The sequence below is a fragment of the Arenibacter algicola genome (assembly GCF_018860365.1).
Taxonomy (GTDB): Bacteria; Bacteroidota; Bacteroidia; order Flavobacteriales; family Flavobacteriaceae; genus Arenibacter; species Arenibacter algicola_B.
Genome location: NZ_JAHKPO010000013.1, coordinates 125,966 through 140,287 on the forward strand (window position 1 = coordinate 125,966; position 14,322 = coordinate 140,287).

Consider the following 14,322-nt stretch of genomic DNA (forward strand, 5'->3'; position numbering starts at 1 on the left):
AAGGTATGGTATTTTAAAGTTTCGATGGTTGGAAAGGAGTGGTTTTAAAAATCATTTAACGCTTTGTGGGGGGTAAAGCGTTTCCTATTTATTAAATTTGACGACAAAAGCAGAAAAATGAAATATCAGCAAATAGATAACAACTTGTTTGTAAAGAACCGCAAGAAATTTATGGCCCGGATGAAGCCAAAGAGTATTGCCGTTTTTAATTCCAATGACCTGTATCCCATGGGAGCCGATAGTACCATGCCTTTTGAACAGAATAGGGATTTGTTTTATTTAAGTGGTGCGGATCAAGAGGAGACCATTTTGTTGTTGTTCCCGGATGCTCATGAGAAAAAGCATAGAGAGGTCTTGTTCGTAAGGGAAACCAATGCACATATTGCAGTCTGGGAAGGAGAAAAATTAACCAAAGAAAAAGCTACGGAAGTATCTGGGATCGAAACCATTTATTGGTTGACAGATTTTGATAAGATCTTTTATGATCTTATGACCGAAGTGGAAACGGTATACTTTAATACCAACGAGCATTACCGCCAGGCCGTGGAGACCCAAACAAGGGAAGATAGGTTTATATTAAAATGCAAACAAGATTATCCTGCGCACCTATGGGCCAAAAGCAGTCCTATATTACAGGAAATTAGGGGGGTGAAGGAGCCGGAGGAAATTGCCATCATGCAGACGGCCTGTAATATTACCGAAAAGGGATTCAGGCGCCTATTGGGTTTTGTAAAACCTGGGGTTATGGAATATGAGATTGAAGCGGAGTTGTTGCACGAATTTATCCGTAATAGGTCCAAGGGCTTTGCCTATACCCCTATTATAGCATCTGGCAATAATGCCAATGTATTGCACTATATAGAAAATAACCGCGAATGTAAGGACGGGGATATGTTATTGATGGATGTTGCGGCAGAATACGCCAATTATTCCAGTGACCTTACGCGTACCATTCCAGTAAACGGCAGGTTTACCCCTAGGCAGAAAGCGGTTTATGAAGCAGTGCTACGGGTAAAGAATGACGCCACGGCCATGTTGGTGCCCGGGACCATGTGGGGGGAATACCATAAGGAAGTAGGTAAATTAATGACATCCGAGTTATTGGGATTGGGCTTGCTGGATAAGGCCGATGTGCAAAATGAGGATAAAGATTGGCCGGCCTATAAAAAGTACTTTATGCACGGCACCAGCCATCATATTGGATTAAATACCCACGATTACGGCGCATTAAAAACGCCTATGGTGGCCAATATGGTCTATACTGTGGAGCCCGGAATTTATATTCCGGAGGAAAATATGGGTATCAGATTGGAAGATGATGTGGTTATCCAAGAAAAAGGGGCTCCCTTTAACCTTATGGCCAATATTCCTATTGAGGTTGAAGAGATTGAAGAATTGATGAATGTTAATTCTTAAGTCGTTACTATAATTATATATGAAAGAGCTGGCATAAGCCAGCTCTTTTTTATTTTTAAAAACTTTCTTTTTGGCTATGCCCCTTGGGAGATAGGTATTCACTTATAAGATTCGAAACCACAAAAGCTACCAAACCGGGTATTACCCATCCCAGACGGTAGTCGCTTAGGGGGATCCATGTGAAGATTCCCATTTGGGGAACAAGGTCTCCTAAACTCCCCATAAAATCAGGAATACTGAAAATAATGGTGGTGATTACTACAGACTTAAAAACCATAGGTGAAGCCCATTTTTCCGGCATTACATTCAGGAGGATTAATATTATAGTTATAGGATATATAAACATAAGTGCCGGAAAAGCTACCGTAATAATATAGGCCACATTAAATTGTCCCATGGCAATCCCTAGTAGGCAACCAATTATTGCGGTTAGCAGATAGGCATGTTTGTATTTAGGGAGTCGGTCCTTGATAAAATCAGCGGTTCCTGTAACAATGCCTACGGCAGTGGTAAAACAGGCCAGACTTACTAAAATGCTCAGGAAAATATTGGCGTTATTGCCCAGGCTTTGTTTGCTTATTCCGGCAAGTAATTCTATTCTGGTGATATTCAATTCAAAATTAAGATGGTTCAGGGCCCCGGTAAGGATAAGGCCCGAGTAAATTATAAAGAGGGTCAAACCAGCCAGCCAGCCAGCATTACGGACCAAAGTTTTTTTGTCTTCAAAGGATGTGTTCTGCTTTAAATTAATGGAGACAATGATGACACCGCCAACTACAATGGCCCCAATAGCATCAAATGTTTGATAGCCTTCCAAAATGCCATCGCTGAACGGACTGGTAATATCGGTGGTCCCAAAATTGAAGTCAAGCGTAAAAAGGCTTGTAACGATTATCAAAACCAAAATCAATATGATGGCAGGGGTAAGAAATTTACCCAATATGTCCAATAATTTAGATCGATTTATGACAAAAATAAAAACTAAAGTAAAGTAGACGATACTGCTAAGTAGGGCAGGAGTATTGAAAAACGGTTGCACTGCTATTTCATGGGTTACGGCGGCAGTACGTGGCGAGGGCAAGCTTATCGAAATTGCATAGATCAATAAAGAATAGACAAGACTAAAATTTGGCGAGACCTTTTTTCCAAAATCATAAATGGTACCCTGTAATTTGGCGTGGGCCAAAATTCCCAATATGGGCACTAAGACCGCAGACATTGCAAACCCCAATGCTACCAGCCACCACCAATTTCCGGACTGAAACCCCAATAGGGGTGGGAGAATTAAATTTCCTGCCCCAAAAAATAAGGAGAATAATGCAAAGGAGGTGACAAGGGTATCCTTAGTATTGGGCATTTAAGGCAATTTTGGCGAAAGATAGTTTAAAAACCGTTTAGTTTAAATGGGTATATAATCACCCAATAAGTGCAGTTGGTCGAAAAAATCAAATTTTGCTAAAAAAAAACGAAAAAAAAACAGGTTGTACTCAATAAATGAAAGGGTGTTGGCGTTAATTATCTGAAAGTCATTTAATAAGTGCTTTCACCTGATAACCTAAAGTTTAATTTTTGCATTTTACGGTCCCCTAAGCCTTACCAATGCCACCTAAAAAACCTGCATTATGAAGAAAGTTATGACAGACTATGGAACAAAACTCAGCGCTATCTGCTGCAGCATATTTGGACATCACTACATAGTATCCAAGAAGGTAACCTTACACATCAAGGAATATAAATGTGTTCATTGTAATAAAGAGGTAACTACGGATGTAAGTGGAAATCTATCCAACTTGACCCCGGAATTGCAGGATATCAACAATACCTTACAAGATATTTATCAGAAAAGACATAGGGCTACCCAACAGGTAGCCTAAACCATGCTTGGCAACTTAATTCCGACCTTAAGCGGTATCGGAGTTTTTGAAGTTATTCCCGTAAATTAATGAACGCCCATATTCTTGGCTGTCCAGCGCCCCACGACAGTTAAGTAAGGAACGTCCTAGGTTTTCGGGAATTCTTTTTTCCTAAATGATCCCAATAGATCCCTTTCCTTTATGAAAAGGAATTCCAACCCTGGGCAGTGATAGGAATTTTGGTGTTGCTTCTGGAAACCAAATGAACACCTTCATTCTTATCTGTCATATGGCCCACTACCGTAAAATGGGGATTACCCTTTATTTTTGGAAAGTCCTTTTGGTCTATGGTAAACAATAATTCATAATCTTCACCTCCGCTTAAGGCTACCAGTGTACTGTCCATTTTAAATTCTTCACATGCCGAAATTACAGTTGGATCCAACGGAATTTTATCTTCGAATAAATTACATCCCACCTCACTTTTATCGCATAAATGTAAAATTTCAGAGGAAAGTCCATCGCTGATATCGATCATAGAAGTGGGGAGAATCTCCAACTTTTCCAACAAGCCTTTTATATCCCTTCGGGCTTCGGGCTTCAATTGGCGTTCTACAATATAAGTGTATGGTGATAGGTCGGGTTGATTGTTTGGATTTACTTTGAAAACTTCCTTTTCCCTTTCCAAAACCTGTAAACCACAGTAGGCACCACCTAAATCCCCTGATACCACTAATAGGTCGTTGGGTTTGGCCCCACTTCTGTATACAATATTCTCTTCCTTGGCTTCTCCTATGGCGGTAACACTTACCAACATTCCTTTGGTAGAGGAGGTAGTATCCCCACCCACTAGGTCTACCTTATATATTTCACAGGCCAAGGCAACCCCGCTATAAAATTCTTCAAGAGCTTCTAAGGGAAATCTATTGGAAACGGCAATGGATACAGTTATTTGCGTGGCCGTGGCGTTCATGGCATAGATATCGGATAAATTTACCATGACCGACTTATAGCCCAAGTGTTTCAGGGGCATATAGCTGAGGTCGAAATGCACTCCTTCTATCAATAGATCCGTAGATATTACGGCTTTCTTGTCCTTGAAATCCAACACCGCGGCATCATCTCCAATTCCCTTAAGGGTAGATTTATGCTGTAAGGTAAAATCTTTGGTAAGATGTTTTATCAATTCAAACTCTCCCAATTGATCCAGTCCTGTCTTTTCTTGATTTTTGTCTTCTATCATGCGGCAAAAATAAGGAGTATATCCATTATATCACTAATAAAGGTTCTATAAGTAAGCAATAAAAAAGCCGGACCTAAATAAGTATTTTTAAGGATACTTATAAAGTCCGGCCTATTAAATCAAATTATAACCCAGGGTCTATCCCACAGAATATCCCGCTCTATAATTACGTTTTACGTATTTGTTGGCAGCCTCAAAGTTGGTAACCCTCATATTTTCAGCATCCCATAACAAGCGTTTTCTTCCGTTGTATTTTGAGCCTCCCCAGAAACTGCCCTTATCGGCATTAGGGTCTACTTCAAAATAGGCTTTTAACGCTAAGTTACCAATTAGTATACTTTCAGTAAAAGGACCGGCATAATCAAATGAAGAACTGGTTTCGGCATTGCCATAACCCGCCATACAGGCGTTTACCCATTGTAGATAGTGGCCTTCCGGAACTCTCGCAATAGTCTCTGCAACTTCAAATTGTTCGTTTAGCGATAAAGGAAGGAGTCTTGGATTGGCGCCATAACAGTCGGCCAATAATTTGCCTTTGGTACCAATAAATAGTACTCCACCATCCCAGTTGCCCAAAGCTTCGTCGTCGCCCATTTCATCTGGTCTTTCTGGTAGAAGTCCACCATCCATCCAAGTAACTTTTACGTTGCCTTTGCCATCGGTTCTTGGATAGCTCAGGTGTATTTTACTGGAATTCGGAAAACTCTTAGGATAATCGGCTGTTTCAAATTTCCCTTTAAAGGAATCTGAAACGCTGCACTCAACCTGGTTAGGATAAAGTATAGGCAGTATTCGGTATACGGGATCCATTATGTGGCAGGCCATATCTCCAAGTGCACCAGTTCCAAAATCGGACCAACCCCTCCAATCAAAAGGAAGATAGGCATCGTTATAATCGCGCATTTCGGCGGTACCTAACCAAAGGTCCCAATTTAACCCTTTGGGTATTTTATCTTTTTTGGTTGGTGTTTGAAGTGCTTGTGGCCATATAGCCCTATTGGTCCAACATTTTACAGTATGTACTTCACCTATGATACCTGTATCATAAAGTTCTTTCATTTTTCGTACGCCATCACCTGAGCCACCTTGGTTCCCCATTTGGGTAACTACCTTGAATTTTTTTGCTGCCTCGGTAAGCATTCTAGCTTCCCAGATATCGTGTGTCAATGGTTTTTGAACGTAGACATGCTTGCCCATGGACATGGCCATATAGGCAGCTACAGCATGATTGTGGTCTGGAGTTGATACCGATACGGCATCAATATTGTCCTTTTCATTTTCCAACATTTTTCTAAAGTCGGCATAGTATTTTGCCTTTGGGAACGATTTCCTGGACTCAACAGCCTGTCTGTCATCTACATCGCAAAGCCCTACAATATTAACATTGGGACTTTCTGCAAAGGAAGCAATATCACTTCTACCTTTACCACCGGCACCAATGCCGGCAATATTAAGTTTGTCACTTGGGGCAACATAACCTGGACCTCCCAATACGTGTCTTGGGACAATCATAAATCCGGCAGTTGCCAAGCCGGTACCTTTAATAAAATCTCTTCGCGAATTGTTACTAAATGCGGTCTTTTTTTTGGACATAATTTTTGAAAGTTTTTCTATTTTTTTAAAATGGATTTGAATTTAAATTAATTTTTTGTAATCTGCATAAAGATGTTTTAATAAATTTCTATATATTTTGTTAATTTATCAGTTATTGCCTCAAAACTATTTTGGGTTTGAGGGGTTTTCATGGATTTTGCGTATTGATAATTAGTGGCTTAGCTCAATAATATTGGGATAGGAACACATTTATTGACGTAAATTAATTTTGTTTTTTAATCGTTTAAGCAAGTATCAATTTATTTATATCCTATAATCTTATTTTACTTAAAAGTTTTATATAACTAAGAAATGAAAAATACTACGTTCTCCCACCTGCCCATTATCTTGTTTTTGATAGTTGTTAATTTCTCATGTGAGCGTAAATCAAACTATGATCGACCAATAGATACTTGGGTGTTTAGATCGGTTATGGATAAACAGCCAAGGATGTTGACGGTTGCCCTGAATAAGGATTTGTATACCTGTTACAACCTACAGTCCGGAAATTTATACAAAGTGTGGAAAGGCGGGGTTAATTATGAGGGAGCCGTATATACTACAGCACACGGTATTCAGCCTACAAGTTTTGGTTTTGCCCATGTGCAGGATGATTCCCAACAAACTCAATGGAGGATTAAAAGCCAAGAGGGGGTAGAAATTCCAAAAATCAATTATTTGGGTTATTCCATGATCAACGGTCAAGTAGGAATAAACCTTGAATTGATATCAAAATCTGGAAAATCGGTTAAGATTCGTGAAATTCCGGAGTACGCTTTTGAAGAAGGTCGTTCGGGATTGGTTAGGACCTTTACTATTCTTGAAGGTTCGTCCAAAGACCTGATAGCCGTATTGAATTATGGTACTGACGATAAGTTGATATTTAAGGAAACCGTGAACGGGGCAAAAAGGAGTGAAAATAACAATGGGTTGGAGCTTGCCCAAAATACTGTAGTTAAGACGTATTTTAATCCTGTTCCGGCAGATTGGACAGCCCCAATTGCGGATGATTTAGGAATGATCGCCGTTGGAAGGAAAATAGTTGAAGGGGGCGATTGTAGTGCCTGTCATCTTCAAAACGAAAACTTGGTAGGTCCCGCATATGATTCCATTGCTAAGAGATATCCTTTTAATTGGGCCACTGTTGATGCCTTGGCGGATAAAGTTAGACTTGGCGGAACCGGGAATTGGGGCACTATCGCCATGTCGGCCCATCCTGATATATCTAGGTCCGAAGCACAGAATATGGCCTATTATATTTTGTCTTTGGATGGTGAGCCCGAACCCGAGGAAAGGGTTGTGGATATTGCATTGAATACACCCGACATCACTTTTGCCTTGGACAATGAAGATCGAAGGGGTGGCGATAAAAAGGAAAAGCAGGCCGGAGCAGCAGTAAGTTTATATTTGGTAAATGACAGTGGGGATCTGTATGAAGACCTTACCAAGAACACCTTGCCAATATTAAACGGAATTGCACCTGCAATTCATTTACCCACTTCAGGGGTTTTGGGAGAAATCAATGAACATTTCTATATGGAGTTTAAAGGGTTTATAAAATCTAATGAAAAGGTAAAAAAAACATTTAGACTAATAAGTGATGATGGTTCGGTATTGAAGCTTAATGGTTCCGAAATAATTGATAACAGAGGAGATCACGGTGCTGAGGCCGTAAACGCATCGGCGGTATTGGAAAAGGGGTGGAATGAATTCTTGTTGCAATTTCAACAAGGCGGTGGAGGTTACGGTCTTTCGCTTCAATGGTCTAATGATGGGGAGCAGTTTACAGTGGTCCCGGATTCAGTATTTTATCACGACAGCAGTGCTTTTCGAAAATTATTGCCTTATGTTTCAAAAAAGGCGAGTACGGTTCCTGGAGACCAAATGCCTTTGAATGCGGTCCACCCGTCTTTCGATATGTTTCAGGCCAAACCCTCGGAATTTCATCCAAGGATAGGCGGTATAGATTTTATAGACAAAGACAAAATGGTCATCTGTACCTGGGACGCCTCCGGCTCCGTGTACATTTTGAAAAATTACAATACCGAAGACCCTGAATCTATAGAAGTAAAGCAAATAGCCAAAGGTTTGGCCGAGCCTTTGGGAATTAAAATGGTAGATGGGGAACTATATGTTCTGCAAAAACAGGAACTTACCAAATTGATAGATACCGATGGTGATGAGGTAATAGACGAATACCAAAAAGTTTGTGATTCCTGGAACGTTACCTCTCATTATCATGAATTTGCCTTTGGATTGGTCTATAAAGAGGGGAGTTTTTATGCCACCTTGGCAACAGATTTGGGCTCTGAATATAAAGAAGTAAAGGATAGGGGAAAGGTAGTGAGAATTAGTAAGGATGGTAGTGAGGTTGAAGTGATAGCCGAAGGTTTTAGAACCCCCAATGGTATTGCAGAAGGACCCGATGGCGCTCTTTATGTGGCGGACAACCAGGGCAATTGGATACCCACCAGTAAGATTGTACGGGTGGAAAAGGGTAAATTTTATGGATTTAAACATGCTGATTGGGAGCGGGTAAAGGATTATAAGGAAGATCCTCCTTTGGTTTGGCTTCCACATGGCGAAATTAGCAATTCACCTAGTCAACCTGCCATTTTGAATATCGGACCGTATAAGGATCAAATGATTCACGGGGATGTTACCCACGGAGGCATTAAAAGGGTGTTTATTGATGAGGTTGACGGTGTAAAACAGGGTGCTGTCTTCCGTTTTATTCAGGGATTGGACGCCGGTATCAATAGGACGGTCTGGGGCCCTGATGGTAACCTGTATGCCGGCGGGGTGGGATCCGGTGGCAATTGGAGGCATGAGGGGCGACTTTGGTATGCCCTACATCGCTTTAAATACAATGAAAAAGCTACTTTTGAAATGTTGGCGGTCAGGGCGAAAAGCAACGGTATGGAAATTGAATTTACTGAGCCGATAGCTTCTGATGAATTGGTGAATGCCGATGCTTTTGAGGTGCAACAATTTTATTATGAAGCAACGGAGGACTACGGTGGACCAAAATTGGGTGTGGAAGGACTTCCAATTAAATTGGTGAACCTTTCTGCAGATAGGAAAAAAGTATTTTTGGAGATTGGCGGTATTAAAGAAAACAGGGTGGTATACATACACATAACAAAGCCTTTTAAAAGTGAAAATAACCTATCACTTTGGTCAACGGAAACTTGGTACACCATGACCCAAAAACCTATGGATAGCCCTGGAATTAAAAATCCTTAAATCTTGGTGCCTTATAGTACCCAAGGATTTTAAGCCATTCATTGGGAGCTATTTGGCCCATACCCGGTGCAAGATCCGGTCAATGGGTTTTTACTGTTGGTCCAAAGGATAATCCGTATAGATATTTAATGGATTCCTAATGGGTAGCACTTGTTAATTTTTTCTTTGGACAATCCTTAGGTACGGGCCATAATGTAAGCTTCCAAAACATAGTTTCCTTAAAAAATCTAAGCCATGTTTCCAAGAACGATCCACTTGGAATAAGTGGTCCACTTTAATCATCCTTTCGTCCATAAGAAATTTTGATTTGGCTATTCGTTATATTAATGTTAGGAAATATGGTAAAACCCTACTTATGTACTATATTTGTAAACTATTTAGATTAAATCCAATTAAGAATGATTAAAGTATCTGAAACAGCTAAGCAGAGGGTAATGGCCCTAATGGCCGAAGGAGGCTTTGATGCCAGCAAGGATTACGTGCGGGTAGGTGTTAAAAGCGGAGGTTGCAGTGGATTGTCCTATGAGCTAGATTTTGATAATAAGACCACGGAAACCGATAAAATTTTCGAGGATAACGCAGTGCGGATTGTAGTGGATAAAAAAAGTTTTCTTTATCTAGTTGGTACCGTACTGGAATATTCCGGGGGACTCAATGGCAAAGGATTTGTATTTAATAATCCCAATGCCCAAAGGACTTGTGGATGTGGAGAGAGTTTCTCTCTTTAAGGGAGTAATGATGTAAAAGTATAAATGTACCAATGAGTACATTAGAGATGATAAGTAATTAACCAATTGTTACATTGAGCAATTGTTAAATTAGGAAGAATGGCATATACAGAGGAAGAATTAAAGAAGGAACTGGAAACCAAAGAGTATGAATATGGTTTCTACACAGATATTGAATCGGATACGTTTCCCATTGGTTTAAATGAGGAAATTGTAATAGCTATTTCCAAAAAGAAGGAAGAACCGGAATGGATGACCCTGTGGCGTTTGGAATCCTTTAAAATCTGGAAGGAAATGGTGGAGCCCGAATGGGCCAATGTTAAATATAAAAAACCAGATTTTCAGGCTATTTCCTATTATTCCGCACCTAATAAGAAACCGAAGTACGATAGTTTGGACGAGGTAGATCCGGAATTGCTGGACACTTTCAAAAAATTGGGTATTTCTTTGGACGAACAGAAGAAATTAGCGGGAGTGGCTGTGGATATCGTAATGGATTCGGTATCGGTTGCTACCACCTTTAAGAAGACACTGGCCGAAAAGGGAATCATATTTTGTTCCATTTCAGAGGCCATTAAAGAGCACCCTGAACTGGTCAAAAAATATATAGGTTCTGTAGTTCCGCAAAAGGACAACTTTTATGCGGCCCTTAACTCAGCGGTTTTTTCCGATGGGTCTTTCTGTTATATCCCAAAAGGCGTTCGCTGCCCTATGGAACTTTCCACCTATTTTAGAATCAATCAGGCTGGAACCGGGCAGTTCGAAAGAACCCTTGTAATTGCTGATGAAGGAAGTTATGTAAGTTACTTGGAAGGATGTACCGCTCCTTCGCGTGATGAAAATCAATTGCATGCCGCAGTGGTGGAGTTGATTGCTTTGGATGACGCCGAAATTAAGTATTCAACTGTTCAAAACTGGTTCCCTGGAAATAAGGAGGGTCAAGGTGGTGTTTTCAATTTTGTAACCAAAAGAGGATTGTGCGAAAAGAATGCAAAAATTTCTTGGACACAGGTCGAAACCGGTTCTGCAGTCACTTGGAAATATCCATCCTGTATTCTTAAAGGGGACAATTCCATTGGGGAATTCTATTCTATAGCCGTAACCAACAATTATCAACAGGCGGATACGGGAACCAAAATGATCCACTTAGGGAAAAACACCAGGAGTACTATTATTTCCAAGGGTATCTCGGCCGGGAAGTCCCAAAACAGTTATCGTGGATTGGTACAGGTAAATAGTAGGGCGGATAATGCCAGAAACTTTTCCCAATGTGATTCCTTGCTAATGGGGAACGAATGTGGGGCACATACTTTTCCATATATAGAAGTAAAAAACAAGTCCGCACAAATAGAACATGAGGCCACAACCAGTAAGATCGGCGAGGATCAGATATTCTATTGCAATCAACGGGGAATAGATACGGAAAAGGCAATTGCCTTGATCGTAAACGGTTTTAGTAAGGAAGTACTGAATAAATTGCCAATGGAATTTGCGGTGGAAGCCCAAAAATTATTGGAAATAAGTTTAGAAGGATCTGTAGGATAAAGGAAATAGTTTCTAAAGTCCTGTCTTCGTCAAGGAGGGGTCTTTAAGAAATTGTATAAACGCCACCGTTTCTTTAAACGTATAAAGAAGATTTTAATAAAATGCCGAAGGCGCCCAATTATTTAAAATAATTAGAATTAAGAACAATGCTGAAAATTAACAACTTACACGCTAGAGTAGAGGATAAGGAGATATTAAAGGGAATAAACCTAACGGTGAATGCAGGGGAAGTACATGCCATTATGGGGCCAAACGGTTCAGGGAAAAGTACCTTGGCGGCCGTAATTGCCGGGAAGGAAGAATTTGAAGTTACCGAAGGAGAGGTATTTTTGGAAGGTGAAAATTTAGAAGACACCTCACCTGAAGATAGGGCACATAAGGGAATATTTTTATCCTTTCAATATCCAGTGGAAATTCCGGGTGTTTCTGTGACCAACTTCATGAAAACAGCTATCAATGAGTCTAGAAAGGCTAAAGGACTGGAAGATATGCCAGCCAAGGATATGTTGAAATTGATCCGTGAGAAGTCGGAAATGTTGGAAATTGACAGAAAATTTTTGTCACGCTCCCTTAATGAAGGCTTTTCCGGTGGGGAGAAAAAGCGAAACGAGATTTTTCAAATGGCTATGTTGGAGCCTAAATTGGCCATTTTGGATGAAACGGATTCCGGTTTGGATATTGATGCCTTGCGTATTGTAGCCAATGGGGTCAATAAATTAAAGAGTAAGGATAATGCCGTTATTGTAATTACTCACTACCAGCGTCTATTAGAATACATTGTACCTGATTTTGTACATGTATTACATAACGGAAAGATCGTTAAATCGGGCACTAAGGACCTTGCTTTGGAATTGGAAGAAAAAGGATACGATTGGTTGAAACAGGAAACTGTGATATAGTTTTAATGTTCAATGTTGAAAGTTTAAAAGTCAAAATTGCATTCTGAATGTGTATTTGAGATGGCCAAAATAAATTCGTTTGAAGAAATAAATGCTTGGAAAGAGAGTAGGGATTTCAATAAGGCAATTTATGGTTTGACGAATAAGGGTGATTTTGAAAAAGATATTGATTTAAAGAGACAAATTAGGAGAGCTTCGGTATCTACAAGTTCCAATATTGCGGAAGGGTTTGAAAGAAATACAAATAAGGAATTTATTCACTTTCTATACATTTCAAAAGCCTCTGCGGGAGAGGTGAGATCGCAGTTGTATTTAGCATTGGATTTGGGGTATATGGAGGAGAAGGAGTTTATTTTATTAAAGGAAAAAATTGAGAATATATCTAAAATGTTAAGTGGGTTTATTAAGTATTTGTCTAATTAGACAAGGCACTTTATAACATTTGACATTTAGACATTACAACTTGTAAAAATGGATTTAAAAGAAAAATTGGTTTCCTCATTCTTGGCATTTGAAAACAGTGTGGATGTAGATCATCCGGTACACGATATACGTTCTGAGGCCATCAAGAATTTTGAGACAAAGGGTTTTCCCACTAAAAAGGAGGAGGCCTGGAAATATACTTCCCTAAATACGCTTCAAAAAATAGATTTCAGCATCTTTCCAAAAAAGGAAAGCATGTTGGAATACAGGGATGTAAAAAAGTACTTTCTACATGAAATAGACACCTTTAAAATTGTCTTTGTAGATGGGGTATATAGTTCTTTTTTGTCGGAGACTACCCATGATGGAGTGGATGTATGCCTAATGAGTTCGGCCTTGAACAAGCCCATGTACAAGCAAATAATAGATGTTTATTTTAATAAAATAGCATCCAAGGACGATTCGTTGACTACCTTGAATACAGCTTTTAGCAGGGAAGGGGCCTATATTTATATTCCCAAAAACAAGATTCCAAAAAAACCGATAGAAATTGTTCATTTTTCAACCGGGAATGAGGCCGCACTTTTGTTGCAGCCTAGAAATTTGATCATCGCAGAGGAAAATGCAGAAATGCAGATTATAGAGCGCCATCAGAGTCTAACGGCCAATGAGGTGTTTACCAACTCGGTAACCGAAATTTTTGCGGCCAAGAATGCCAATGTAGATTACTATAAGGTGCAGAACGATTTAACAACTTCCTCCTTGATAGACAATACTTATATAGATCAGAAAGACGGCAGTGTTGTAAAGGTTCATACCTTTTCCTTTGGGGGCAAATTAACCCGAAACAACCTTAATTTTTATCAAAATGGGGAACGTATAGATTCTACCATGAAGGGGGTTACCATTATTGAGGAAAAACAACATGTGGATCACCATACCTTGGTGCATCATATACAGCCCAATTGTGAGAGCCATCAAGATTATAAAGGGATATATGGCGAAAATTCCACTGGCGTTTTCAACGGTAAGATTATTGTGGACAAAATTGCCCAAAAGACCAATGCCTTTCAACAGAACAATAATATTTTGGTAAGTGACAAGGCTACAATTAATACAAAACCTCAACTGGAGATTTTCGCAGACGATGTAAAATGTTCACATGGTTGTACCATTGGGCAATTGGATGAGGAGGCTTTATTTTACCTACAGTCTCGGGGAATTCCGAAAAAAGAAGCGCGGGCATTGCTTATGTACGCCTTTGCCAATAACGTTTTGGAAAGTGTACGAATTCCGGAATTAAAGGTTAGGATCAACAAATTAATTGCCAACAAATTGGGAGTTCGTTTAGGATTTGACCTTTAGTAAGTTTCTAT

At 39.8% G+C, this 14,322-nt stretch carries 11 protein-coding genes; 8 read left to right on the forward strand and 3 right to left on the reverse strand.

Annotated features, from left to right (window positions below):
* Positions 1-117 precede the first annotated feature (117 nt).
* Positions 118-1,416 (forward strand): aminopeptidase P family protein, encoded by a 1,299-nt coding sequence (locus KO529_RS09245; RefSeq protein WP_215947622.1) that lies wholly within the window; start codon positions 118-120, stop codon positions 1,414-1,416.
* 55 nt (positions 1,417-1,471) lie between these two features.
* On the opposite strand, the gene brnQ is transcribed toward KO529_RS09245, so the two are convergent.
* Positions 1,472-2,773, reverse strand: a complete 1,302-nt coding sequence (gene brnQ / locus KO529_RS09250) for a branched-chain amino acid transport system II carrier protein (RefSeq protein ID WP_215947623.1) — start codon at positions 2,771-2,773, stop codon at positions 1,472-1,474.
* Between the two features lie 265 nt (positions 2,774-3,038).
* Between brnQ and KO529_RS09255 the strand changes: the two genes are divergently transcribed.
* Positions 3,039-3,290, forward strand: coding sequence for a hypothetical protein (locus KO529_RS09255; RefSeq protein WP_215947624.1), 252 nt, complete (start codon positions 3,039-3,041; stop codon positions 3,288-3,290).
* A gap of 178 nt (positions 3,291-3,468) precedes the next feature.
* On the opposite strand, the gene thiL is transcribed toward KO529_RS09255, so the two are convergent.
* Positions 3,469-4,512 carry a thiamine-phosphate kinase gene (thiL, locus tag KO529_RS09260; protein WP_215947625.1) on the reverse strand — a complete coding sequence of 348 codons (1,044 nt, stop codon included), beginning with the start codon at positions 4,510-4,512 and terminating at the stop codon, positions 3,469-3,471.
* Between the two features lie 138 nt (positions 4,513-4,650).
* Positions 4,651-6,105 (reverse strand): Gfo/Idh/MocA family protein, encoded by a 1,455-nt coding sequence (locus KO529_RS09265; RefSeq protein ID WP_215947626.1) that lies wholly within the window; start codon positions 6,103-6,105, stop codon positions 4,651-4,653.
* 312 nt (positions 6,106-6,417) lie between these two features.
* On the opposite strand from KO529_RS09265, the gene KO529_RS09270 reads away from it, so the two are divergent.
* The 6 genes from KO529_RS09270 (at position 6,418) to sufD (ending at position 14,311) form a co-directional block, all read left to right on the forward strand.
* Positions 6,418-9,351 (forward strand): PA14 domain-containing protein, encoded by a 2,934-nt coding sequence (locus KO529_RS09270; protein ID WP_215947627.1) that lies wholly within the window; start codon positions 6,418-6,420, stop codon positions 9,349-9,351.
* Between the two features lie 398 nt (positions 9,352-9,749).
* Entirely contained in the window at positions 9,750-10,079 is a 330-nt protein-coding gene (locus tag KO529_RS09275; protein ID WP_093977833.1) for a HesB/IscA family protein, read from the forward strand.
* Positions 10,080-10,178: 99 nt separating this feature from the next.
* The gene (gene sufB / locus KO529_RS09280; RefSeq protein WP_215947628.1) at positions 10,179-11,624 is read left to right on the forward strand and encodes a Fe-S cluster assembly protein SufB; all 1,446 of its coding nucleotides are present in this window, start codon (positions 10,179-10,181) and stop codon (positions 11,622-11,624) included.
* 146 nt (positions 11,625-11,770) lie between these two features.
* Positions 11,771-12,523: a Fe-S cluster assembly ATPase SufC gene (gene sufC / locus KO529_RS09285; RefSeq protein WP_111622859.1), complete on the forward strand. Its 753-nt coding sequence runs from the start codon at positions 11,771-11,773 to the stop codon at positions 12,521-12,523.
* A 60-nt stretch (positions 12,524-12,583) separates the two neighbouring features.
* On the forward strand, positions 12,584-12,946 hold the full coding sequence (locus KO529_RS09290; protein WP_215947629.1) for a four helix bundle protein: 363 nt from the start codon (positions 12,584-12,586) through the stop codon (positions 12,944-12,946).
* Positions 12,947-12,994: 48 nt separating this feature from the next.
* Complete coding sequence (gene sufD, locus KO529_RS09295; RefSeq protein ID WP_215947630.1) at positions 12,995-14,311, forward strand: Fe-S cluster assembly protein SufD; 1,317 nt, start codon at positions 12,995-12,997, stop codon at positions 14,309-14,311.
* The last annotated feature ends 11 nt before the right edge of the window (positions 14,312-14,322 follow it).